At 48.1% G+C, this 24258-nt stretch carries 25 protein-coding genes and 1 pseudogene; 9 read left to right on the top strand and 17 right to left on the bottom strand.

Annotated features, from left to right (window positions below; all coding sequences use genetic code 11):
• Nucleotides 1–26: 26 nt before the first annotated feature.
• Nucleotides 27–1133, bottom strand: a complete 1107-nt coding sequence (locus tag H6G46_RS12075) for a hypothetical protein (RefSeq protein WP_010871777.1) — start codon at nt 1131–1133, stop codon at nt 27–29.
• Between the two features lie 125 nt (nt 1134–1258).
• On the bottom strand, nt 1259–2959 hold the full coding sequence (locus tag H6G46_RS12070; protein ID WP_010871776.1) for an AarF/ABC1/UbiB kinase family protein: 1701 nt from the start codon (nt 2957–2959) through the stop codon (nt 1259–1261).
• Between the two features lie 146 nt (nt 2960–3105).
• Here H6G46_RS12070 and H6G46_RS12065 point away from each other — a divergent pair, with 146 nt between their 5' ends.
• The 4 genes from H6G46_RS12065 (at nt 3106) to H6G46_RS12050 (ending at nt 8231) form a co-directional block, all read left to right on the top strand.
• Entirely contained in the window at nt 3106–4182 is a 1077-nt protein-coding gene (locus tag H6G46_RS12065) for a hypothetical protein (RefSeq protein WP_010871775.1), read from the top strand.
• 67 nt (nt 4183–4249) lie between these two features.
• Nucleotides 4250–5632: a (Fe-S)-binding protein gene (locus H6G46_RS12060; protein ID WP_010871774.1), complete on the top strand. Its 1383-nt coding sequence runs from the start codon at nt 4250–4252 to the stop codon at nt 5630–5632.
• 304 nt (nt 5633–5936) lie between these two features.
• Nucleotides 5937–6395, top strand: coding sequence for a hypothetical protein (locus tag H6G46_RS12055; protein WP_010871773.1), 459 nt, complete (start codon nt 5937–5939; stop codon nt 6393–6395).
• Between the two features lie 12 nt (nt 6396–6407).
• Entirely contained in the window at nt 6408–8231 is a 1824-nt protein-coding gene (locus tag H6G46_RS12050; protein WP_010871772.1) for a penicillin-binding protein 2, read from the top strand.
• Nucleotides 8232–8283: 52 nt separating this feature from the next.
• Here the strand turns inward: H6G46_RS12050 and H6G46_RS12045 are convergent, their stop codons facing one another.
• The 4 genes from H6G46_RS12045 to H6G46_RS12030 all read right to left on the bottom strand — a co-directional run bounded on the left by H6G46_RS12045 (nt 8284) and on the right by H6G46_RS12030 (nt 11316).
• Nucleotides 8284–8913, bottom strand: a complete 630-nt coding sequence (locus tag H6G46_RS12045; protein WP_020861474.1) for a CPP1-like family protein — start codon at nt 8911–8913, stop codon at nt 8284–8286.
• 149 nt (nt 8914–9062) lie between these two features.
• A complete protein-coding gene (locus H6G46_RS12040; protein WP_010871770.1) occupies nt 9063–9971 on the bottom strand; it encodes an alpha/beta fold hydrolase in 909 nt (302 codons plus the stop codon).
• A 90-nt stretch (nt 9972–10061) separates the two neighbouring features.
• Complete coding sequence (locus H6G46_RS12035; protein ID WP_010871769.1) at nt 10062–10913, bottom strand: alpha/beta hydrolase; 852 nt, start codon at nt 10911–10913, stop codon at nt 10062–10064.
• 88 nt (nt 10914–11001) lie between these two features.
• Nucleotides 11002–11316, bottom strand: a complete 315-nt coding sequence (locus H6G46_RS12030) for a DUF1825 family protein (RefSeq protein ID WP_010871768.1) — start codon at nt 11314–11316, stop codon at nt 11002–11004.
• 520 nt (nt 11317–11836) lie between these two features.
• On the opposite strand from H6G46_RS12030, the gene H6G46_RS12025 reads away from it, so the two are divergent.
• A complete protein-coding gene (locus H6G46_RS12025; protein ID WP_223211337.1) occupies nt 11837–12220 on the top strand; it encodes a TM2 domain-containing protein in 384 nt (127 codons plus the stop codon).
• A 123-nt stretch (nt 12221–12343) separates the two neighbouring features.
• A complete protein-coding gene (locus H6G46_RS12020; protein ID WP_010871766.1) occupies nt 12344–13141 on the top strand; it encodes a CsgG/HfaB family protein in 798 nt (265 codons plus the stop codon).
• A 211-nt stretch (nt 13142–13352) separates the two neighbouring features.
• Here H6G46_RS12020 and H6G46_RS12015 read toward each other — a convergent pair whose 3' ends face one another.
• The 3 genes from H6G46_RS12015 to H6G46_RS12005 all read right to left on the bottom strand — a co-directional run bounded on the left by H6G46_RS12015 (nt 13353) and on the right by H6G46_RS12005 (nt 14563).
• Nucleotides 13353–13619, bottom strand: a complete 267-nt coding sequence (locus H6G46_RS12015; RefSeq protein WP_223211336.1) for a hypothetical protein — start codon at nt 13617–13619, stop codon at nt 13353–13355.
• A gap of 102 nt (nt 13620–13721) precedes the next feature.
• Nucleotides 13722–14075: a hypothetical protein gene (locus H6G46_RS12010; protein ID WP_010871764.1), complete on the bottom strand. Its 354-nt coding sequence runs from the start codon at nt 14073–14075 to the stop codon at nt 13722–13724.
• A gap of 131 nt (nt 14076–14206) precedes the next feature.
• A complete protein-coding gene (locus tag H6G46_RS12005) occupies nt 14207–14563 on the bottom strand; it encodes an STAS domain-containing protein (protein ID WP_010871763.1) in 357 nt (118 codons plus the stop codon).
• 264 nt (nt 14564–14827) lie between these two features.
• On the opposite strand from H6G46_RS12005, the gene H6G46_RS12000 reads away from it, so the two are divergent.
• Nucleotides 14828–15265, top strand: a complete 438-nt coding sequence (locus tag H6G46_RS12000; protein ID WP_010871762.1) for a DUF1036 domain-containing protein — start codon at nt 14828–14830, stop codon at nt 15263–15265.
• On the opposite strand, the gene H6G46_RS11995 is transcribed toward H6G46_RS12000, so the two are convergent.
• From H6G46_RS11995 to H6G46_RS11960, 8 genes and pseudogenes are all read right to left on the bottom strand, one after another.
• Entirely contained in the window at nt 15262–15690 is a 429-nt protein-coding gene (locus H6G46_RS11995; protein WP_010871761.1) for a hypothetical protein, read from the bottom strand. The genes H6G46_RS12000 and H6G46_RS11995 overlap by 4 nt on opposite strands.
• Nucleotides 15691–15713: 23 nt before the next feature.
• On the bottom strand, nt 15714–16730 hold the full coding sequence (locus H6G46_RS11990; RefSeq protein WP_010871760.1) for an N-acetylmuramoyl-L-alanine amidase: 1017 nt from the start codon (nt 16728–16730) through the stop codon (nt 15714–15716).
• Between the two features lie 57 nt (nt 16731–16787).
• A complete protein-coding gene (locus H6G46_RS11985; protein ID WP_010871759.1) occupies nt 16788–17429 on the bottom strand; it encodes a response regulator transcription factor in 642 nt (213 codons plus the stop codon).
• A 19-nt stretch (nt 17430–17448) separates the two neighbouring features.
• Nucleotides 17449–17634 (bottom strand): hypothetical protein, encoded by a 186-nt coding sequence (locus tag H6G46_RS11980; RefSeq protein ID WP_143705307.1) that lies wholly within the window; start codon nt 17632–17634, stop codon nt 17449–17451.
• 64 nt (nt 17635–17698) lie between these two features.
• Complete coding sequence (locus H6G46_RS11975) at nt 17699–19474, bottom strand: iron uptake porin (protein ID WP_010871758.1); 1776 nt, start codon at nt 19472–19474, stop codon at nt 17699–17701.
• 569 nt (nt 19475–20043) lie between these two features.
• Complete coding sequence (locus H6G46_RS11970) at nt 20044–20478, bottom strand: hypothetical protein (RefSeq protein ID WP_020861472.1); 435 nt, start codon at nt 20476–20478, stop codon at nt 20044–20046.
• Nucleotides 20478–21062 carry a GNAT family N-acetyltransferase gene (locus H6G46_RS11965; protein WP_010871756.1) on the bottom strand — a complete coding sequence of 195 codons (585 nt, stop codon included), beginning with the start codon at nt 21060–21062 and terminating at the stop codon, nt 20478–20480. The genes H6G46_RS11970 and H6G46_RS11965 overlap by 1 nt, the downstream gene beginning before the upstream one ends.
• 242 nt (nt 21063–21304) lie before the next feature.
• Nucleotides 21305–21791 (bottom strand): annotated as a pseudogene (locus tag H6G46_RS11960) (helix-turn-helix domain-containing protein); the annotation flags it as partial.
• A gap of 145 nt (nt 21792–21936) precedes the next feature.
• Between H6G46_RS11960 and H6G46_RS11955 the strand changes: the two are divergent.
• A complete protein-coding gene (locus tag H6G46_RS11955; RefSeq protein WP_010871755.1) occupies nt 21937–24066 on the top strand; it encodes a ComEC/Rec2 family competence protein in 2130 nt (709 codons plus the stop codon).
• A 76-nt stretch (nt 24067–24142) separates the two neighbouring features.
• The coding region (locus H6G46_RS11950) for an IS630 transposase-related protein (RefSeq protein ID WP_347338223.1) at nt 24143–24258 on the top strand (116 nt) is incomplete at its 3' end.

Genomic DNA, 24258 nt, shown 5'->3' with positions numbered 1-24258 from the left:
ACATTCAAGTTTAATCGGAAAACAACTTAAACTCCGCTCATGGCATTGTGCTTTTGCCGGTAACCGAGGAGCAAATCATCAATTTCCATTTGGTGAATTTGGAAAACTTCATTGTGAATTACAGCTAAACACTTGCTTAGTTGATCCTGGGTTAAGGATTCATCCAACAATTGATTAAAGAGCTTAAAGAAGGATATTTTACCTTTTTCCATGGAACGCTTCTTAGCATCCCCCGTGGCAGTAAAGAGAAAATGGTAGGGAAAACTAACTCTGGCATTGGGTTCCGAACAAAAGAAAGCTAACATAATCACAAATAGGGGAATTACCACTGTTCGTTTTTCCACTTTTTCCTTTAGTAATAATTTAGCTAACACTTTACGGTAGCCAATTTCTCCGTAGTCAAAGGTAAACATCTCCCGGAAAGGATACTCCTGGTGTTTATTAACTAAATTGAGGCTAACCCCGGTCTCATCTAGGGCATGGACTAAAGCCTGCCATTTGTCGTAGGTCAAATTATCCAGACTATAATTGAGGTCACAAAAGTTGATCACATCAGTCAAAATTTTCTCAAATTGAGGCGGCAGTTCAATATTATCAAACTGATGCATATCATCCGGAACTGGGGGAATGAAGTAACGAATTAGTAGCAGTTGATGGATAGCGGGGTTAAAAATTTCTAAAAATTTGTCCAGGTTATCAGCGTAATCCTTGAAAGATACAATCGATTTTTTGCGAATGTCCTTAATCGCAACTAATAGATGTCCCGGCTGAAGGTTAAAAGATTCTCGATAAAGTTTTTGTCCCAGATTTTGGCGATGGATTTCCAAACATTCTTGTACCCTTTGCTCAATCAAACGCTGGGGATTTTGATAATACTCCCGGGGCACTACCACCTTATGAAGATCAACAATGTGTAGAGGAGTTAGTATGCCCTTCTGGAGACGAAGATTAATGACAGACTTACCAAATTCATCAATGACAAACTGTTTGCACTGACGACGGAGAAGCTTTTGCTCTTCAATGGGCACCCTTGGCACACCAGGCAAGGTAGATTTGGCATTCTGTTCCTCGGGGGCCGGAGCCTCTGGGGTAGCATCAATATTGTTCTTCTTTTGAAAAATCTTGAGAAACATATCAACTCTTCCCTAGGACAGATGAAAGTAAGGCTATTATGATAGCTTAAAAAGCCGCCGACGTTTTGTAACATCAAGCGTTATGATTGCTTAAACTCTATTCATCCGCCAACAAGCAGGAAAAATTATCGTTGCGGCAGAATGGTGCTCACGCCGGCCAGGGAAAATTCCCGCACTGCATTCCAGGCGACATTGACCAGTTCCTGGGGCTTAAAGTCATCTTTTACCAAACCCCAAATCCGTTGTACTTCATCGGTATGGAGGCGATCATCTTCCGTTAAAGCTAGTAAAATTTGCCGCCGTAAATATAGACCTTCCTCGGAAAAAAGGAATTGCAAACCTAATTGGGCAGTGGGCAGAAGATCGAATTTGGTGTCCGAACGGGCAATGCTGAGCATATTTTCCAACCGTTGCCATTGGAATTTGCCATTTTTAAACAGCACATCAATGAGTTGACGACGTAGTTGGGGTGATTCTCCGGTTAATAAACGCCGGGCCACGTAGGGATAGGCCACTTCAACAATTTTAAAATTAGGATCTAAGCTTAAAGCTAATCCTTCCTGGGTGACCAAAGAACGAATAATCAAGGCAAATTTGGCCGGAACCCGGAAAGGGTAATCGTACATCAACTCAGAAAAATCGTCGGTGATGGTTTTAAAGTTAAAGTCTTGGACACTTTGACCAATGGCGCTACCAAAAACATTTTCTAGGGCAGGAATGATGGGGGTAATGTCCGTGTTGGGGGCAAGAAAACCGAGGGCAATAAAGTCTTCTGTGAGGGCCAGGTAATCCTTGTTAATTAGCTGGACAATGGAGCTGGCAATGGTTTCTTTTGTCCCTGGCTCCAGTTGATCCATCATGCCGAAGTCGATATAGGCCATGCGACCATCTAGGGTAGCAAAAAGATTTCCGGGATGGGGATCGGCGTGGAAAAAACCATGTTCCAACAGTTGTCTTAAACCCGAAGTAACCCCAATCCGAATAATATCACTGGGGTCGAGGCCCGCCGCCCGAATTTTATCTGTATCAGTTAATTTAAAACCTTGAATCCATTCGAGGGTGAGAACTTTTTGATTACTGTATTGCCAATAAATGCAAGGGACTTTGACTTCCGCATCCCCATGGAAATTTTCCGCAAATTTTTCAGCGTTGCGACCTTCGTTCAAATAATCAATTTCTTCAAACAGTTTAATACCAAATTCATCCACAATTAAGGTTAAGTCATGACCTAAATTTAAAGGTAAAAAGCGCCCGAATTTCTGTGCTCCCAACCGCATCAAATATAAATCTAGACTCAGCCTTGGTCTTAAATTGGGCCGTTGTACTTTTACTGCCACTTCTTCACCACTAAATAGCATCGCTCGGTACACTTGCCCCAAACTAGCCGCGGCCACGGGATGGGCAGAAATTTCCCGGTAGGCTTCGTCTACTTTCATGCCCAGTTGCTCTTCCATTAGCTGGAAAGCCAAGTCGTTATCGAACGGGGGTAATTGATCCTGGAGTTTGATTAATTCTTCTAAAAAATCTCGCCGCACCAGATCCGGTCGGGTGGAGAGAGCCTGGCCGACTTTAATAAAAGTGGGGCCCAGTTTGGTCAACAATTCCCGTAAATCCTCCGCCCGTTGCCGTTTGTAGTATTCCACTTGACCAGTCCACTGATCCCAGAGCAAACAGGTGAGGAAAAAACCAAAGGACCAAACTACTTCCAAGGCCCGCCATAGCACTTTCCAGGGACGACGACGGTAATAGTTGGCGATCGCCTGGGCATTGTAGCGACGAATATTATCCAATTCAGATTGGGGTGGCAGGGGTTTGGGGTTAGGCACGGTGCTAGCGGGGGATTTATGGACTTTTGACTAGAATTTTTAACTACCTAAAACTTAAAGAAATGTAAAAACCGCGACATTTTTCTTAATGTTAGCATTGCTGACCCCGGCAGTAAGCTTAGGGGATCGACCTATGTAAAGACAAAATGATCAATCGTCAGGACCTCAAGCAGTTACAGTCCTTAACTCCTGTTCCCGCCCTCTCCATTCTGCTGCCCACCCACCGCACTTCCCCGGGCAATAAACAAGACCCCATTGTGGTTAAGAATTTGGTTAGTGAAGCTAAAACTCGATTGGGGGAAGAGTATTCCCAGCGGGAATTGGAGCCTCTGCTAAAGAATTTAGACAACTTGGTGGAGACTATTGATTACAGTTATGGTCTTTGTGGTTTGGCTTTGTATGTGAGCCACGATTTTGCCAAATTGTACTATTTACCATTTCCTGTTCAAGCTCGAGTTGTGATCGATAAAACCTTCGCCACCAGGGATTTGGTCTATGGTTTGCATCGGCAATTGCAATATTGGGTACTGTTATTGAGCCGAGGATCAAGTCGTTTACTGGCCGGTACTGGGGATATTTTGGAGGAAGTGGAAGATGATTACTTCACCTTGGCCATGACGGGACCTGGGGGAACAGAAGCGTTACCAGCGGACACTGATTCCAGTTATCGAGACGATCGCCAGCGTCGTTTTATCCAGGAAGTGGACCGGGCTTTTAGTACCTATAACGAAGGGGAAAATTTACCGTTAGTGGTGGGCGGTGTGGATCGTTTAGTGTCCTTTTTCCAAGAAGTGTCCCAGCATTCAGCGGCGATCGCCGGTACGTTACTGGGGAATTTTGACCGGGCCAGCATCAGCGAACTTACCCCCCAGGTGTGGGAGATTATGCAAACGGTCAGGGAAGCTAAACAAAATCAAGCCTTAACCTCCTTGGATGAAGCAGTTAGTGCGCAAAAATTTGTTTCCACCGTGGGGGAAGCCTGGCGTTTAGCCCAGGAAGGTCGAGGTAAATTGCTGGTGGTGGAGAAAAGCTACCATGAGCCTGCCATTATCTCCACTAACGGAGGCATTGAATTGGTGGCGGAACCCGGTGGCACGGAAGTCATCGACGACGCAGTGGACGAAATCATCGAAGTGGTGTTAGCCAATGGTGGGGAAGTGGCTTTAGTCGAAGATGGCACCCTCTCTCAACATCAACGTATTGCCTTGGTTTTACGCTACTGAGGCCATTGATTAAGTTAAGGGTAAGTTGACGGTTTCAGACTAGAAAAAAGTGTGATCATAGGGGACAGTGTTTTTCCCCATGGTCCCTATGTCGGCTCCTCCCTCCTTCACCGCCTTGGCCCAGGCCGTCAACCAGCCCAAAATCGGCTTTGATTCCCAAAATCCCCCTCCCCAGGCCGTGTTGGATAGCTGTGTCCATTGCGGTTTTTGTTTGAATACCTGCCCGAGCTACCGGGTCATTGGCAAGGAAACCGATTCCCCCCGGGGCCGCATCTATCTAATGAATGGCATTAACCAAGGCCAAGCCAGTTTAGATGCCACCACCATCCAGCATTTTGACAGTTGTTTAGGTTGCTTAGCCTGTGTCAGTGCCTGTCCTTCGGGGGTGCAGTATGACCAGTTGATCTCCGCCACCAGGCCCCAGGTGGAACGAAATCATGACCGTCCCTTTGGCGATCGCCTCTTGCGGGGGATCATTTTTAACTTATTTCCCTATCCCTGGCGGTTGCGGTTATTGTTGCCCCTGCTCTGGGTCTACCAAAATTGTGGTTTGCAAAAATTAGTGCAAGCAACGGGCTTATTGAGCAGATTTTTTCCCCGTTTAGCGGCCATGGAAAGTATTTTGCCCAGGGTGACCGCCGCTTCTTTTCGGGATAATTATCCAACGGAAATTTCTGCCCAGGGGGAAAAGCGTTACCGAGTGGGGATAATTCTTGGGTGTGTACAAAGATTATTTTTCTCCCCCGTCAATGAAGCCACTGTCCGGGTTTTAACTGCCAATGGTTGCGAAGTAGTGATTCCCCAATCCCAAGGTTGTTGCGCCGCCCTCCCCGCCCACCAAGGCCAAACAGATCAAGCCGAGGCGATCGCCAGACAAATGATCGACAGTTTTGCTAATACGGAGGTGGACTACATCATTATTAATGCCGCCGGTTGCGGTCACACACTGAAGGAATATCATCATATCTTGGCCGACGATGCTGAATATTTACCCAAAGCCCAAGCCTTTGTTAGTAAAGTACGAGACATTAATGAGTTTCTGATGGAGATAGGGTTAAATCAAACCCTCCACCCCGTCACTGAGGAATTAACCCCTGTGGTTTATCAAGATGCTTGCCATCTGATCCATGGTCAAAAAATTAGTCTCCAACCCCGACAGTTGATTGCCCAAATTCCCCATTTACAGTTGCGGGAGCCCTTGGATGCGGCCCTCTGTTGTGGCAGTGCCGGGGTCTATAACATGCTCCAACCAGCCGTAGCAGAGGAACTGGGGCAGCAAAAAGTTAACAATCTCTGTCAAACCGGTGCCCAATTAATCATTTCCGCCAACCCTGGCTGCTCTTTGCAAATCCAAAAACATCTGGGAAAACAAGGCCAGAATCTAGGGGTTATTCATCCCATCCAATTGCTTGATCTGTCCCTGCGGGGGGAAAAGTTAACTGGTCTTTAGGAAAATTCTTTAGCCCAGATGGATGAATCCAAGAATGGTATCAATGCAGCGAAACCTGGTCATAATAAGTGATCCCCAATTTATTGACATCAAAACACGTAGTTGTGCTACGAAATTTGCACTAGCAAAACTGTCCATCTCGAACCCCATTCAGAGCCATTAACTAACAGAGTATGGAAACCAAAAAGTCGTTTTTATCGACATTCTCCTAAAAGTTTCCCCTCAAAGACCCAATTCTGTCCCATTGCCGTTAAAGTGAAGACAATTCACCCACCGCACCTTTGTAGTCCTAACTAACTTTTATATGTCTGCCTTACCCAAACCGGCCTTTGCCTCCCGCCGTACCACCGTAGTTGCCTCCCAACCTACGCCCCTAATTACCTCTCCCCAGGAATCTTTACCCACTTCTCTACAGGTCTTGTTGCGGTTTCAACAGGCCACTTCTTGCCTTACCTTGGGAATAGTGGCGACGGTTTTAGGGGTTTATGGTTGGACGGTGTACACCCCCACCCTCTGGAGCAAGGAATATCAACAACTTAAAGCGCTCCAGCAAACGGAACGCCAACTGATCACCAACACTGAAGCCATCAAACATCAACTAGCCCAAGAAGCAAATCAACCAAGTTCTGGTTTGGTTAAGGCCAGTCCTGGCCAGAATATTTTTCTGCCAGCCCAGGCTAGTGTTCCCCCTGCTTCCGTTGATAAATCCACCGTTGCCTCCGCCAGCAATTTCAACATCACCACTAGGCCCGTTGCCTACTAAACAATTCGAGCCATGGACTCCTCCCACCCAAAACTAAATTCTTCAACTGCCAATTCATCTCCCTTTACCAAGCATATTTCCCGTCAGGAAAGGCACAGACAAAAAACCCAACAACAGGGGGTGCCGGTAGTGCGCTTGCTTTTGGTCTGGGGGTTTTTATTTGTAGCCATGGGAGGGCTTGCTTATCGTCTTTACCGGCTCCAGGTGGTGGAAGCTAACCAACTGCAACGCATGGCCAAGGCTCAACAGAGCACCAGCATGCAACCCTACGTGCCCCGCCGTTCCATTGTGGACAGCCAGGGTAATGTTTTAGCCACCGATCGCCTAACTTATACTCTGTTTGTCCATCCCCGTTACTTTGAAGCCACCAAGGAAATTACCGATCCCACTGACTACATTGCCAGGGAACTATCGGCAATTTTGGGGGATATTACCCCAGCCCAACTAAAAGAAAAATTCAAAGAAAAGGAATCGGGCATCAAACTGGCCACCGGCCTCAACGAGTCCCAGGCTGTCCGCATTGGCTCTTTACGGATGGGGGGGGTGGATTTGGAAAAACAATATAGTCGCTATTATCCCCAGGATGAAATGGCCGCCGATGTTGTTGGCTACGTAGACGGGGAGCACCAGGGCCAGGCAGGCCTAGAACTCAGTCAGAGAGAAATTTTGGAGCGAGAAGTGGAGACCTATGCCATTCGGCGCACGGGGAAAGGGGTTGTGCTGCCGGATTCTTTGCCAGATAACCTATTGCAGTCCAACGATTGGCAGGTACAGTTAACCATTGATATGCGTTTGCAGCGGGCCGCCCGGGAATTGCTCAAGGCCCAGGTTGCCCAACAAAAAGCTAAGCGGGGCACAGTTTTGGTCATGGATGCCCAGGACGGAGCCATCCTCGCCATGGTTAATGAGCCCACCTTCAATCCCAACGAATACTACAAAGCCAAGGTGGAGTATTTCAAAAACTGGTCCGTGAGCGATCTGTACGAGCCGGGATCAACCTTTAAGCCGGTGATTGTCGCCCTAGCGATGAATGAAGGGGTGTTGAAACCAGAGGACAGGATTAATGATAGTGGTTCGGTGCGGGTAGGGCCTTGGACCATTTCCAATGCCAGCAAAAGTGGCGCAGGTATGATCAACATCACCCAGGTGCTCCGCTATTCCAGTAACGTGGCCATGGTGGCGATCGCCCGTCGTCTCAAGCCGGAACGATACTATGAATTATTGCAGGGGGTGGGGTTAGACAGTCGTACAGGCATTGACTTGCCCGGAGAAGCAGCCAGTTATCTCAAGCCCAGGCAAAGTTTTATGGATGACCCCATTGAACAGGCCACCACTTCCTTTGGTCAGGGTCTTTCCCTCACTCCGATCAAATTACTGCAACTCAACGCCATGTTAGCCAACGGTGGCAAATTAGTTACTCCCCACGTGGTTAAAGGTCTGGTGGATGCCCGCAACCATCTCCACTGGCAACCCGATCACCCCGTTAAACAAGTGGTGAAGCCGGAAGTAGCTCATTCCGTGGTGCAAATGATGGAATCCGTGGTTAGCGGCGATGGGGGTACCGGCAAGGCGGCCCTGATTCCCGGTTATCGGGTGGGTGGGAAAACTGGTACAGCCCAAAAAGCTGGCCCCAGAGGGGGCTATTTAGCCAACGCCAAAATCACTAGCTTCGTGTCTATCTTGCCGGTGGACAATCCCCGCTATGTGGTGGTGGCCATTATCGATGAACCCAAGGGGGCCAATGCCTATGGGGGGACCGTGGCTGCCCCGGTGGTTAAAAACGTTATGGAGGCCCTAATTGCCATTAAGGGTATTCCCCCTTCCCAACCGCAATAACTTGGCTCCGAGGAAATGGACCCATAGGTGTGTGGGCCGTCGGGACTATTTGTTACCGCACAAAACTGCTGATCAACCAAAGGATAATAAAGGCAATAGTGGCAGAAATTTGTTCCAAGTTAGGGCCGATCGCCACATTAGCTCCCAAGAGCAACTGACCCAAGACAGTGCCCAAAATTATCCCCACCAAAAGGGCTCCTAAACTAAGCAGTAGGGCCTTACCAAATTTGCGCTGTTTACGATTGAGAAAGAAGATATTACCAAACACCCCCACCACCAATAGTAAGGATTGGACTGATCCCCCCGCTCCTTGGGTGAGCCAACTGATCAAGATCAAGCCAGCAAAAAAGCCAGCGGGCCAAAGAATATCGTTTTGGGAAGGAGTATCTAGGGAATTGGCTAGCCAACTGGGGGCTGTGGGGGCTGGAAGGGAAGGGAAGCCATTGCCGGTACTTTCCACCTGACGTTCGGGGAAACGAATTTTTTCCGGCACTTTGATTTTTCCTTCCTGACGCAGACGGAGCCGTTCCATAATAATGGCGTCGTAGGCGGCCTCCACCTCTTCTAAAAGCTGGGTGTTCCCCTCATGTTCCCGAAACAGCCGAGTTTTGACTGCTTGGATATCTTCAAAAGTTGCTTCCTCTGATATACCCAGCGTCTGATAGGGAGTTTGTTCACCCATTGTCCTAAACCTCCTCTGGTTGAATTTCCTTGAATGCTTGATTGGGAGTGCTGACATCCAGTATGCCCAAAGATCTTACCATTGACATCCTCGGCTCCCTAGGGAGGAAAGCCATTTTCTATCCCTAACCAATGGTGGCTATGGTAGGTCTAACTCCACTCTGTAATCCATTGTCGCAAAATTGGATTAATTACCTCCGGAGCTTCGTCCTGGGGACAGTGCCCCAACCCCGGTAAGCTAATGAATTGCTCCACACAGTTATGGTTTGCCAAAGCTCTCCCCAAGGCGATCGGTTCCCAGGGATCAGCCTCCCCCCAAATCAGCACCGTTGGGCAATGGATGCGGGGTAGTAAATCCTCCGGTAGGGGGCCTTGGGAATAGCTGGTGAAAGCCAAAAATACTTCCGCCGCCCCTTCATCCTGGGCTGGCCGCAGGAGCATGGCCACCAACTCATCGGTCACCGCATTTTTGTCCCCATAGGCTTGGCAGAGGGCCTGACGAACGGTTTTGGCCCGGGCCACCTGTCGGAAGAAAAGTTTGCCAATCTGGGGATAGCCCAGCACCTTTTGCAAGACCCCTGCCCCTACCCGACGGTACCAAGGCAACGCTGACCGCTTGCGATCATGGAGTAACCGCAGGGAACAGTTAAGAGCAATCAGGCCGGTGACCAATTCTGGGTGGTCGGTGGCAGTTTGCATGGCCACCACACAGCCGATGGAATTGCCAATAAGTACGGCCGGGCCACCAATTACTTCCCGGCAAAAGTCCGCCACCAGGTCGCCCCAGGTGCTGAAGGTGTAACCCAATGCTTGACTAGGGAGAGGTTTGGCGGAAGCACCAAAGCCTAACAGATCAATGGCGTAGCAACGGCAATATTCCCCCAGGACAGGGATATTTTTGCGCCAATGGCCCCAGGATGCCCCAAAGCCATGGATTAGTACCACAGCTGGCCCTCGATCTCCCCTTTGTTGATAGGCGATCGCCTGGTTACGCCATTGCCAAAACAGGGGAGGAGTGTGGGGAGATAGGGCTGGGGGGGAAGATTCCAGGGAGACCATAGCAGAGCCAAATCAAGGGGGGAGCATTGATTTCTATGGTGACCGAATTTTCCGATAAAAGCATTGTCAACGGCCAACAATTGCCCCCATTCAGTGATCCGTAGCCAGGATTTGTTGGAGTTTATTCGCCACCACTGGCAACTGTTCCAACATGGCAAAGTGGCCGCAGTTCTCTATTTCCACCACATTAGTTCCCAACTGGGCAAACAAACCATGGAAACTGGCCAAATATTTGACATATTGCAATTCCATCACCCGGTCATTTTGGCCCGCCAAGAAATACATTGGCTGGGGTAATTCTGCCACCAACTTGGGGAGTAAATGCACCGCCGCTTCCGTCGTACTTTCCAGTAACGACCCCCGGGCAGCTTGCTGATCCGCTCGCAAGAAATCCAATAACCGTTGTCTGCCCCACTTTCTAGCTAAGGGTTTCTCCACCATCATCCGACTGAAAGCCAAATCCAACAACGGCAATCTTCCTAGCCAAGGGGGACGAAAATCCAATAACTTTTCCCCAGCAGAGCGAAACTTTTCAAATTCTTCCTTTAGGTAAATTCCCCCCCCAGCATTCACGCAAACTACCCCCTTAACCCGCTCCGGACAAAGGTGGGCCGCCCAAATGGCCACACTCCCCCCTAAGGAATGGCCCACTAGCCAAGCTTGTTCAATGTTTAGTTTTTCCAATAGATCAATCAAATCTTGACCATAGGCTTCCAGGTCATATTCTGAACGGGGATGGCCTAAACTCTGGGAAGCACCAAACCCTCTCAGGTCATAGCTAACGCAGGAATATTGCCCGGATAAAAGTTCCATCAAGGGCAACCAGTAATGGTGACTAAGGAGCCAACCATGGACAAAAATTAAGCTGGGGGCAGCTCCCTGTCGATCAGAGCCAGATTGTTGATAGTGGTGAGGAAAACCCAAAAGATCCAGGGTGGGCATAGTTCTCGCAATTGCTACGGGGAACCTACTCCCATCATTCTGACATTGGTGAGGAACGTCTGGCTAGACAATTTCGACACCGTGAAGTCTACTTGATTTCGGCTTTCATTCTTTCCAGTGTCAAATTCATTTGGTCGAACATTTGCTGAGGGGAGATGCCAAACTGGCCCAGTTGGGTTTTCATTTGCTCAACAGTCATCTTGGCCATGAAGTCATCGGAAAGCTCAAAGCGCTTCATAAAGATTTTGTAGCGTTCCATCAAAGCCTCCATTTGCTCGATGAAAATCACTTTGCCATCCCGATCAAATTTTCCATAGTCACCACCCAATTTGGTTAGGGATTGATAGTCTTCAAACAATTGTTTGGCTTCTTGTTGGATAATATCTGAATCAAAAAAACTCATAACTATGACATCTAGGGTGAATGATATGGTCAAGTAAAATCTAATTATTTAATTAAAGTTATTGGACACAAGGGAAAAATGTAACCCAGTTCAGTAACCAATTAAAAACCAATAATTTACCTCGATCAACTATGAAAATTTAGTAATTTAGCAAAAGTTTGTGAAAATCTAAAATAATAGAGGCAAAAGATTTGTTGAAAATGGGATTTTTGGGAGACCTTAGCTTGGGTGCCTCAGTCGAATCGTGCCCAACCCCTGGGGGAACTAAAGGGGCACAAAGACCCTCTGTATTGACAGAAGACCCCGTGCCATGGAGTTCTTCCCATTGTAAAACTTATTTTTGCCTAGCAAAATACGGTTTCCCGAATTTGCCGGCGATCGCCAGGATTGTGGTTGGCAGACCGGTCTTGAAACAAGCCCATAGGCCAGTTTTTCCTGCCGACATTCCCCCTGACTAAGGCTAAAATTACAACTGATTCAGATCCTGTTCAGAGTTGAAATGATGTCTTTTTTAAGTCCCTTGTTATCTTTGCCAAAACGTCGCTACTGGGCGATCGCCTTGGCGGTGACATCGGCGGTACTACCTTGGCCCATTGCTGGTCTCCACAAGCTTTACCTGGGGCAACCCGTGTGGGCAGGAATCTATTGGTTACTGTGGAACACCCCCATACCTAGAATTGCCTGCGCCATTGATGCAGTGTGGTATTTCGTCCAGGGAGAAGAGGATTTTAACCGACAGTTCAACGATCTTGGGGGAGCCTGGCACCAAAATGGAGACAGCCTGCAACCGTCCCAACAGGTTATTACCATGGCCGAAGCTATGCGGGAGTTGGAACAGTTGCGACTAGAAGGACTACTCACAGAATACGAATTTGAACAAAAACGTAGACAATTATTGGGCTAAATGCCCGATTAAAACAGTTTCGTAGTTGCGCTCAAAAAATCTGGTTAACCAAAAGTTAAATATTTTATTGACTGTTGTCTCGTCACTACTGTAGCCTTGGTTAAAAAATCAGCTATAAACGCCATGGCAACTCACAACCTAGACAGGGTGGCTGCTCCCTTGATATCAAAGCTTTTCCCATTTTTCTTGGTGTTGGCGGGCATGTTCTCGGGGACCTTAGCGGCCCAGGCGCAAGGTAAACCGACCATTTCTGTACCAGAGTTTAAAAATGATACCAACATGAGTTGGTGGTGGTGGAGTGGTAATACCTCCAGGGAATTAGCCGATGCACTCAGTAACGAACTTACCTCCACTGGTAACTTTCAAGTAGTGGAAAGACAAAATCTAGGTAGTGTTTTGTCGGAACAGGAATTAGCAGAATTAGGATTAACGAGACCAGAAACCTCTGCTCAAAGAGGACAGTTGACTGGGGCTCAGTATATTGTTTTGGGGAGAGTTACCGCCTATGAGGAAGGGGTAAGCTCGGAATCTGGGGGTAACAACTTTGGACTTAACCTGGGTCTTTTTAGTATTGGGAACAGCGAGCGTCAGGCCAAGCAAGAAGCCTATGTTGCCATAGACCTGCGGGTGGTTGACAGCAGCACAGGGGAAGTAGTTTATGCCAGAACAGTGGAAGGACGTGCCACCGATACTGCTGCTAGTTCCGCTAATAACGTCAATATTTTGGGCATTGTTAATACGGGTCAGGATAATCAAAGCACTTCCAGGGCTCCTGTGGGCAAAGCATTAAGGGCTGGATTGGTCGAGATCACAGATTACCTCAGTTGTGTAATGGTCGAACAGGATAATTGCATCCAAGAATATCAAGATAAAGACAGGCAGCGTCGGCAAAAAACCAAAGATACTCTGATTTTGGAATAGGGGTATGGCCACTTGCAATAAAACCAGGACAGTAATTTTTTGTGCAAAACTGCTGTTAAAGGCATCCCAAGACTTGTTTTGAAAGCCTTTCAGACCCTACAGTATTGGCAGATTTAGGGAGCAGAATAAAACTTTCCAAACATGTTCTTCGCTGAACATATTGATTCATTGCTAATTGGGCTAGCTATGCCCTTGTCAGGGCAACCAAAAGTCACAAAAATGGAATCAAAGTCCGAAAAAATTTCCTCACCCTCAACAAAAACACCAGATGGCGAATTCTGGGACTAAGTTGGGGCGGGTTAGGATTTTCTGCCAGGGCTTCCATTAATTCCGCGTATTCTGTCGCGGTCAAGGGTTCCCCATCCAGAGGCGATCGCCCTTCAAGGATGATTTCTGTGCGTAAAATTTCTTCGGGAATATCATCTGGGGGCGGCAAGGTTGGAGATTGGGCCCAACCAGGGTCCAAGGAAAAAACCATGGGACTGGAAGTCGACAACAGAAGCAATAGGGCCCAATGCCCTGGTCTGCCGCACCGTAGTTGTTCACATTGCCCCGAACCTACCATCACTACACTGTTCCCCTACTTGAAGCGGACTTTACTGTGGAGCCAATTAGTGAGCAAGCTAGGGCAATTGGCCACAAACCAACGAAATAGCAATATTTTAGCAATGGGCTTTGGTACCCCAACAATGGATTTAAGAAAGCGATTTAGGGGGGGAAAGGGAAATTTTTTATTGATTATATTGATGGCACCAATGTCGTAGAGGGAGTCAAAAATCAATTTAACGGTGGCTTCCTCCCGAATAAACATATCCTGCAACAGTAGCTCCGTATCGTGGAGTTTTTCTTGCTTAAACTTTTCCTCTGCAGCTAATCTCGGGGACAGGGGGGGAGTGGGACGAACAGTGATGGCTTTGCTTTTCGGGGAAGACACGATGGCAAAAAAATAACAATGAACCGGGCGGATTACCTAGATTTTAGTCCCCAAAGTCCATGCAACCCCAGCGACCCTGATAAAAATTGACCAGGGAGGCAAATCCAGCTCCTCTTATTAGTTCCGAAGTTCTAGGCGGCCAGGGCAGGTTTTTCCCCGTTGGCCAGGGCGACTTCCGGGTTGCTATAGATGGGAAAAACTCGATTTAGTTGGGTCAACTCAAAAATGATTTTCAGTTCTGGGGAAACCCCACTTAACAGCAAGGTTCTGTTTTGACTCTGGAGTTCTTTGTAGGTGTTGACCAAAACCACCAAAATAGCGCTGTCGAGGAAGTCCACCTGGCTAAAGTCAATCACCATCACCGGACTGGAGGTAGTGGCTAACCAGCTTGCTAAATCAGCTTGGAAAGCTTGGGTGACAGCGGCACTCAATGTGCCTTGGGGATAGAAAACATCCCTCGTCACAATCTGGGGGTTAAACGACATCATGCTGACTCCTCACACAAAAGAAAAAAAGGCAACGGCAAAACTGGCCTCAACTCTAGTAATTTAGGCGATCGCCGTCAATTATGTCGATGTGCTGACTATTTTGTGTTTTGGGAGCGACAATTTCCGTATTGTCCGTTACGGCCTGTTTAGTTTAATACCAAAAAACTATTTATCCCCAGGGTAAGCCCATCCCTGGCCGTGGGCAAAGCCAGCCTAGTTCTAGTAAGATTGGCGTTAACAATTTCTGTGGTTTGAGGAGTTTTTATGGTTAATAAAGGGTTATGGTCTGCGGCGGTGATGGTACTAGGATCCACCTTGGTAGGCAGTGTTTTTGCCCCAACCCCGGCGATCGCCGGAAAAAGCTGCAATTATCTCAACACCAACTTATTCATGGCTCAGGGCTACGAAAATCCCAATGGGATTTGGGTGAGTGAAGGTTGGTGGGTGGTAGAACCGGGGGAGTGTGTGGTCTATTCCGACAGTGCCTTTACCTACTTCAAAATTAGCGATGGGGTGGCTCCGAACCGCAAAGCCATTGCTGAGATGGCAGGTAGTGAGTCCATCAAACTATGCCAAGTCAATGACCGCTTCACCGTCTTTCAATCGGACAGTGGTGCTGTGTGCCGCAATGCAGGGGGCAATAATCAAACATTTATCAACCCAGGCGCCAATCTAGAATTGATTGAGTCCACTAGTCCCTAGGCTAGTTTTTCCTGGAGTGTCTTTTCCAGCCTGTGTTTGAGTTCCTCAATGGTCAGTCCCAATGCGGCAAAACAACTGGCGGGGTCGGGAATTGGCTGGAAAAAGAGCAGTTTGAATTGGGTGGGGCCAATGACAAAAATGGCCACTTCTGTTCTCGGGTCATAACCGTACAAAATTCCCACCATTTCTTGGATGCGGCCGTTCACCTGGTCATTGAGTTGGGCGATCGCCTGGGGAGCACAGCTAATGAAATGGGCTTGAGGATGGAGGTCCAAACCTAAATACTGTTCTTTGGCTGGCCATTGTTGGTAAAACGCCCAGGCCAGGGCCCCTAGGGCGGTTTGTTCCTCCTTGGTGAACTGGTCTAGTCGGTAACGCCAGGGATGTTGGCCGTCGTCGGGAAGTATGGGGTCGGGGGAAAACATTCGACTGCGGTCGGGGGGTGAACTTACTTCAAATACTGTACGATACCGGCGGCGATCGCCTCAGCCATTTGCTGTTGAAAGCGGGGATTACTAAGATTGCGACTATCTTGACTCCCCGTGACAAAACCCACCTCCACTAGGGTAGAAGGCATGGAAGTACGGCGCAACACATAAAATCTAGCCTGGCGCACCCGGCGATCGCGCACATTAAGCCGCTGTAGGATACTGCGATGAATGGTTTGGGCTAAGGAACGCCCCGTTTGGAAATAATAGGTTTCCACCCCATTGACTTCCGGCCGCCCCAACCCGATGGAGTTCGCATGGATACTAACAAAAATGTCCGCCCGGGCCGCCGCTGCCCTCTGCACCCGACCCTGCAGAGAAACAAATATATCACTGTTGCGGGTCATCACCACTTCAATGCCCTGTTTTTCCAACTCCCTAGCCACCCCCCTGGTAATGGCCAACACCACATCCTTTTCTCGGATGCCCCGTTGCCCGATCGCCCCTGGATCCTGACCGCCATGGCCCGCATCTAGAACCACCGTAAAGCGTCGTAGGGGCCTGGGGGCTGGGGCTGGCACATTAACCGCCACCGTTTCCTGGGGCAAACTATATTCCGAAGGTTGGAGGATGGTGGGTAGGCGGGCATACCAACGATTGGGTGCTAACCCCCGCACCTGCACTTCCCAGGGCTTGACCGTGAAAGGTTCCGTCAATTCCAAGACAATGCGAGTCGAATTATTATTCCATCGACCAACCCTTGCTTCTTTAACATACTGGGTAAGGGGCTTATAAATGGTAGGGCCCCGGTGTTCGATACCTGGTAAATCCACCACCACCCTGGTGGGGTTTCGCAGCACATTTACCTGGGGTCTGACATCTTCATCGGTAATGATGTCCAGACGACTATCCCGCAGATCAAATTTCCAATATTCCAAGGAGCCAGCCCAGACCGGCGGGGCCAGGGCCGGGAGACTCAGCAAGCTGGCACAAATTAGACCCAAACTTTTCGGCAGGGAACAGGAAAAGTAGTTCATGAATATGTTGTTTTTCTAATTGGTGCTGGCCCACTAGAAAACCAGTGGCAAAGAACCTCAAGCAATACTTTTTTGGATCGCCCAACGGGCTAACTCGGTGCGGTTGTGTAATCCTGTCTTGTTTAACATATTCGATACATGACTTTCGACAGTGCGCTGACTGACTTTTAAGTGGTCGGCAATTTCCCGGTTGGCCAATCCCTGGGCTACCAATTGAATCACCTTGGTTTCGGTGGGGGTGAGTTCCACGTCCCTGGCCACCTGCACCCGAGCATTGTCTTCCAGGGGATGATTATTGTGTTGCAATAGGCGATCAGCTTGACGGAGACAAGATTGCACTTGGGCGGCCAGTTCCTCCGGCTCAAAGGGTTTAGCCATATAAATATCCGCTCCCACGTTGAGTCCTTTCACCCGATTGTGGCTTTGGCCTTTGGCAGAAAGAAACATCACCGGAATCCAACTAATATCCGGGTTTTGGCGCACCTGCTCGATGAAGGCGTAGCCATCCATCTCCGGCATCATGATGTCACAAACAATCATATCGGGCACTGTAGTTGTCAGCAGGTCCAGAGCTTCACGACCGTTCCCAGCGGTGGTGACTTGGTAACCCTGATATTCCAAATAATCCTTGACCAAAAGGAGTAGATTGGGATCGTCGTCCACCAACAATAAATGATAATTTTCCTTAGATTGGCTCATGGCGATTAATTTTTGCAGGTTAACCAGGTTGACCTTGGCGATCGGGGGTAAAACTAAGGTTTATCTGAGAATTTTTCCGACTACCATCATCCCTAAATAATCCTAACCGACGAACTGTACCGTCTAAATAGTTTTGCCGGATATGGAGTTTTTCATCCCACCAGCAGGCGATCGCCAAGATTAGTATTGAAAAAACCCCCAGCAATAAAGTGGGGGCTAAATATCTGGAAGTTACTGGTGTGAGTATTGGTTTTACCCCAACAAAGTTCCTAGAACTTGAAGGTGGTGCGGAGTACACCAACCCAAATGGCACTGTTGTTGCTGTTGGCTTCGGGGCTAAGAATTACGTAAGCACCAGGGGTAATTTGGATGTTTTTGTTCACAGGGAACTGGTATTGAGCCTCGATGATATAGGGGGAGTTGCGGTCATTGCTAATGCGATCGCCGCTCAAGCTACCAACGTAGGGAGCATAGGGCATCAAACCACCACTCAGGGACAACACCGCCCCCTCTTTGAACACATCAATGACGGACAGAGCTGCATTCCACGTCCAGAGGTCAGCGCCTAAACCATCACGGTTTTGGGGATTACCACCGGTGTTGAAACCTTGGGCTGTGGCATTGGCATAGCCAAACCAACCGGAAAGATTAAACTTGTCGGTGATCTGCCAGGTAGCTTGGAGGTTATAGGTATCCATGGTGGTAGCCGCCTGGTAAAAGGGATTACTAGCAATGCGGCTACCGGTGCTGCCGGTCAGGTTAACATCCCCTTGGCTGTAGTATTTGTGCAAGTAAGAAATACCAAAGCTGAAGTTGTCGACTGGTTTGATGTCAAATTGAACCCCAGTGCTATAGCTACCGTTAAAGAAGCCATTACCACTACGGAAGGTATTGCCTCCACTAGTGAAAACATCATCGGAGGGGGTGCTAGCCTGGCCTGTATCAGCCAAATAGGCCGCACTGACAGTGAAAACGTCATTGAATTTATAACGCAAAGCTCCACCAGTCCCCTCAGGACCCCGGTTTACAAAGGGACTATAGCGGCTAAAGCGACTCAAAGCACCACTGTCCCCACTTTCTAGGTAGGGATTATAGGTTTTGAACACATCGTCCAGAGCTAAACCAGTACCGCCAATCCAGGTGGTAAGGTTACCCATGGGGAAGCGATAGAACAACTTGTTAATATCAACGTTATTGTCCGGGCTGGAACCGTCAAAGGAAAGACGAGCCATGTTGGTGCCAGTAGGACCAGACAAGTTGGGCACACTACCAGCCTGCAAACGGGTACGTAGTAAGTCCTTACCAGTAAAGCTAGTGTCAAAGTTTAAACGAACCCTACTGGAGAGGGTAGCATTCTCTTCTACCGGAGCCGGAGCGGCAGCGCCGAAGTTGTCAATGTTGTCCTGTTGCCGCCAATCCACAGCTTTATCACCGCCCCACTGGTCAACCAAGGCAAAAACGGCGACCCCGTTCAGCTTGGTGGTGGTGGAGAATTGATGATCTTCTAGGAAAGACGTGCGGGTTTCCAGGTTATCAATACGAGCACCAAGGGCGGCCAATTCCGCTTCAAACTCTTGCATCAAGCGCTTGAGTTTATCAATGTCTTCCCGTAGGACCGCCACGTTCTCCTGAATCAAACGCTCCATCACGTTCATACAAGCATTCAAACCAGCGGCGAATTCCCAACGGGAAAGGGCCCGATCGCCGCGGAAAGTCCGGTCAGGATAACCAACAATACAACCGTAGCGTTCTACTAAACTTTTTAATGCTTCATAGGCCCAGGCGGTGGGTTGCACATCCCGCAACTCGGACACACTAGTTACCTGGGACATGTCGGTGATATCTGGGGTAGCCGCATTGAAGGTACCGGCATTCTGACGACGACGCATCAGTTCCAGACTGTCACCCTGATTACTAATTCTAGGGAAATCTCCAGGGGTGGCCAATTCACCTGTGGACTGGGCCATGGCGCCGGGAACAATAGCCAAGGAGCTACCTAGGGCCAACGGAAATAATTTCAGTAAATGACTGGTCAACTTATTCATAACAAAGGGATCCTCACACCGATTACATTAATCAAGCCAGGCACAACCGATAAATTGAATAGCAGTTGAAACTTGGATTATTGACCTGATTCTTGATCAGCGAAGACCAAGAAATTCCTCAGTGAGAATTCTAGCACCTATTTTGAACAATTCCAAGGGCACCGACTAAAAGCTATGCAAAAAACGTATAACCTCGACAGAGAAGGGCTTTGGCTGACCAATTTACCTAGTTTGAGCCATCGCTCCCTCTAGAATTCCGCCCCGAGTTTGGTAATTTCATATCTGCTACGACGTTATTCATAAAATATTTTTATAAGTGACCCGGAGCATTAAACTTTGCTTAACGGATCCTTAACCTTTACTTAACTTTTAGTTGTTGGTCAAAAAATATTTGCCAGCAAACTATACCTAATACTCCAGGAAAAGTTATCCAGTTGATTAACATTTATAGGTCAGAGATTTTGTTGACCGACCAACATTTTGGGCAACGGCCTAATCCTAATAATCGGGAAATCATCATCATTTCCATTGACAGGCAAGCAAATAAACTGTCTCAGGCTGAAAAGGAGCTAAAACACCGTTGCATTGGTGCGGGCACTCCGTACCGTAGAAGGTAAAACCCCCACTAAAGTTGCCACCGCAGAATCTGGCAAAAGCGCCACCGTGGCATCATCAAACCAATTTTCTAGCTGATTTAAAATCACCTGGGCCCTTTCCATGGCGATGGGATTATCAACAATTTGTTTGATTAACACAGTCCACTGTCGGCGAATTAGATAAGCCTTGATTTGCTCTGCGGAGGATGGAGGAGTTAACCAAGCAAGGTTACCCACCGGGTAACAAAAGGTCACATCTTGGTCTAGGTCTCCCCCCACAAAGGCCCCTGGCCCAGCAAATTCAGCATGGTAGGGCTTCACTAAAATAACCCCATTGCGACGACGGGGGTTGATCACTAGGGATTGTTTGTTTTGGATCTGCTCCAGTAAGGCTTCGGCGGAAGTCATTAGGGGGTTTGGTGGACAGGGGTGGGACAAAGAATTTCCGTGGTTAGAATCTTTTCCCATAGTAACCGTCGGGGTTTCTGCCATAGCCAAGCCCGCCAACTCCATTCTGCTTCTTGATAAATGAATCCCAAGGTTTGGTAGAGATTTTGGGCGCCCAAATTATTTTCCATCACATGGAGACTAAGGCGACGGCACTGCCACTGGTCGGCAATGGCTTCACATTTTTGGATTAATTGCTTGGCGATCCCTAGGCGGCGATGTTGGGGGCTCACGGCTAGGTTAGAAATGTAGGCAGTGGTTTTGGGGCGGGTGAACCAGTGTTTGAGGGAAACTTCAGCGGTGCCAAGTATTTCTCCGTTATCTGAATTAACCGCAATGAGGCAATGGTAGGCATTATCGCCATGGCGCATGCGTAGCCTCAGATCTTCTGTGATGCCCAGGCGCAAAAAAGGATAGCTCCACATCAACCAGTTTTGGGGGGGATGGAAACTTTTAATTAGGAGATTGGCCAGGGGCGGAATATCTTCCACCGTAGCCGCACGAATTGCAACGGAGAGGAGAGGAGAAGGGGTGGACTTGACCATTCAGGCGGAGTAAGGAGAAATACCGTTCCCGGAATTATACAAAAATTTTTTTACTCCGAGGAGACTGGGCTCCATTTGCAGTTTGCTGACGGGCCATGGTCAGATATTTAAACGTTGACACACTATATTACCCATGGCTCAAACCAGAAGCTTTACGACGGTTTTCGGTAAAACACCTAAGCGGGGATAAAGTTTGCCTTCATTCAGTTTTTCCCTGTTCCTTGCCGGGAATTTAGAGAGTTTCAAGAAAGTAATGAGAAGTACCAGTTGGGCAATAGTTCCATACTACCATTGACCCTGAATTTAGCAAAGATTTCCATGGTGATATCAACCATGTGGGCTGACCTGGAGACGACTTTCGTGCGGCGATGAAATCTAGCAAACTAATGACGATTATCTGAGTTGTTTCTCTCAATTCCCACTGTTTCTCTTTTGCTAATCCCATGAAAAGTATCGGGATGTTCTTCAGCAGTTATTGATAGGGCCTCCAGTCAGAAGAAAATGCCACAGTCCGTCTAATTCTACTACGATTGCTGAGTCTGGAGCTGGTTTCTCGTAGTTTGCTTCGCCAAAATCCCTAATCCAGTTGAGCACTGACTGAGTAGAAACTCACAATAGTTTTGCTGTAGCATTCATTGACATGCCACTCATGTACATTAAGACCGCTTCTAGTTTCATCCAGAGAGGTTTACCCCATTCCTTGGAGAGATTAGTGAATTGATATTGGCAACTTGACACCGATAAAGCTGTCATAACGCTTATTCTGCTGAGTTTTTACTGTGACACGCAAATACCCTAACCACTGTAAAAACTTGTCTCCCGTTATTTCCCCTAATCAAGGAAATTTTCGGAAACTTGATATGGAGTTAAACTGATGCGCTTCCATCCCCTGGCCTTAATTTGTCTTAGCTTTATTCTGGGATTGTTGGGGACGGGGCTTGATGTTGATTTTTTCAATCTTAATCAATTGATTGTGCTGGCTGGGCTGTGGTTTTTTGCTACGACGATCGCCATTATTTTTCTACCCTTAGTTTGGCGACGGGGCCCAACCAGATGGCAATGGTTACTGGCGGGAATAATTGCGTTGCTGGCCAGTTATTACGCCCTTTGGCGCATGCCCCAGCCTGGTTTAACTGACATTAGCCGCCTTCTAGATCCTCCGGCCAAAAGTTTTCAGACCATCACGGCGATCGGTACATTGAAGGCTGGAGGGAGAGAAAACGCCCAAGGGCAACAACAATTTTGGCTCAAGGTAGAGCAGCTGCAACGGCCGCCCGAAAAAGAATTTCGGCCCCGTTCTGGCACTGTTTACCTGACTTTGCCCATGGGAGAACAACCCTGGCAACAATGCCAGCAAATACGGGTTACAGGTTTGCTGTACCGTCCCAGTACCCCCCAGAATCCGGGGGCCTTTAATTTTGCTCAATATTTGGCCCGTCAGGGTATTTTTGCCGGGTTAAGAGGAGAAACGGCGACTCTAGTGGGGGAAAAATTTTGCGGTCTCAATCCCCTGCGACAAAGAATTGTCAACGCCCAGACAGCCTGGTTACCAGTCCAGGGGCAAGGGCAATGGCCTGGCTTGCTAATTAGTTCCATTGTCTTGGGCGCCAAAGCGGTTAATTTGCCCACGGAATTACGCAATCTTTTCCAATCGGTGGGGCTTTCCCATTTCCTGGCTGCCTCTGGTTATCAAGTTTCCCTACTGGTGGGGACTGTATTGCTCCTGGGCAAAAAGGCCGGTGTCAGTTCTAAATTGGCGATCGCCGTCGGGCTAATTACCCTGGCATTTTACCTGGGCTTAACAGGGCTGGAACCTTCAGTAATCCGGGCTAGTTTACTCTGGGTGGGGGTAATGGCGGCCCTGGCCAGCGAACAAAAATTAAACACCGTGGGGGCGTTATTGCTCATTGCCACAGTGATGCTATTGGTTAACCCCGTCTGGAGCCAAGCGTTGGGCTTTCAACTCAGTTTTTTAGCCACTTTAGGCATTGTGGTGATGGTGCCTCCCTTACAGCAACGGCTGGATTTTTTGCCAGGAAAAATTGCCGGGGTGATAGCAGTGCCCTTAGCAGCAAGTGTTTGGACTACACCCATACTTCTGCAACAATTTGGCTATTTTATCCCTGCTGCCTTACCCCTTAATATTCTAATTACCCCTTTGTTAGCCCTGTTGAGCTTGGGGGGAATGGTCAGTGCTCTATGTGCGCTCATTTTTCCCCCCCTGGGTAGTGCCACTGGTTGGTTGCTAGCTTTCCCTGCCCGTTGGTTAATGGCGATCGCCGACCAATTTCAACAATTACCCACCGTGGCAGTGGGGGAAGTGGGCTTAGGACAAGTGGTCATAATGTACGGCGCTTTTTGTTTGATCTGGGCCTTTCCCTGGTGGCGACGGCGTTGGGGTTTGGTTTCCACATTTTTACTGGGCACCATTATTTTACCCCTGATTTTTAGCCTGCAAACTAGGGTGGAATTGACCATTTTTGATAGTAAAGAATTTCCTGTCATTGTGGCCCAGAGTCCAGGCGCAGTAACCACCATTACTAGGGCGGAGGATCAATCTGCACCAAGATTGTTAGCTCCCTTCCTAGCTCAAAAGGGCATTAATCAAGTTGACTGTAAACTAACCATCACCCCCGCCATAATTGGTCAACCGCTACCGCCTTCCTGCGCCCATCTGAGTTGGGTAGCCATCAGCCCAGGGATTTTGCAACTGGAATTTGCTCAAAAACGCTGGTGGATTTTTCTACAAGTTCCCCAGAAAGATCAAACTGCTTTGAAGTTGCCGCTGGATCAACGACCCCAAATTATCATCTGGGTTGGTCAGTTTTTTCCCTACAGTTGGTTGGATAGTTTACGACCTCCCACGGCGATCGCCATTGCACCCTATGTAAGCAAAAATTTGGAGCAAGCAATAGGAAAATATCGAGGTCAATTGTGGGTCACGGGACAGGGAGCTATCCAATGGAATCCACGCGAGAGCTTTAATTCTTCGGTTAATTTTTGAACTATAGTCATTTCAATTAACGATGAGAGAATTTAATGTAAAATTATGGAGTGTACAAAATGAACAGGTTTAAACAATAGCTTACAGTTTAGATTTAAGGCAAAGGGTAGTAGCTTATATAGAAGCTGGAGGAAAAATAACTGAGGCTTCCAAGATATATAAAATAGGAAAAGCCTCGATATACAGATGGTT

The organism is Synechocystis sp. FACHB-908 (genome assembly GCF_014698595.1).
Taxonomy (GTDB): domain Bacteria; phylum Cyanobacteriota; class Cyanobacteriia; order Cyanobacteriales; family Microcystaceae; genus Synechocystis.
This window is presented reverse-complemented; position numbering and strand designations above follow the sequence as displayed.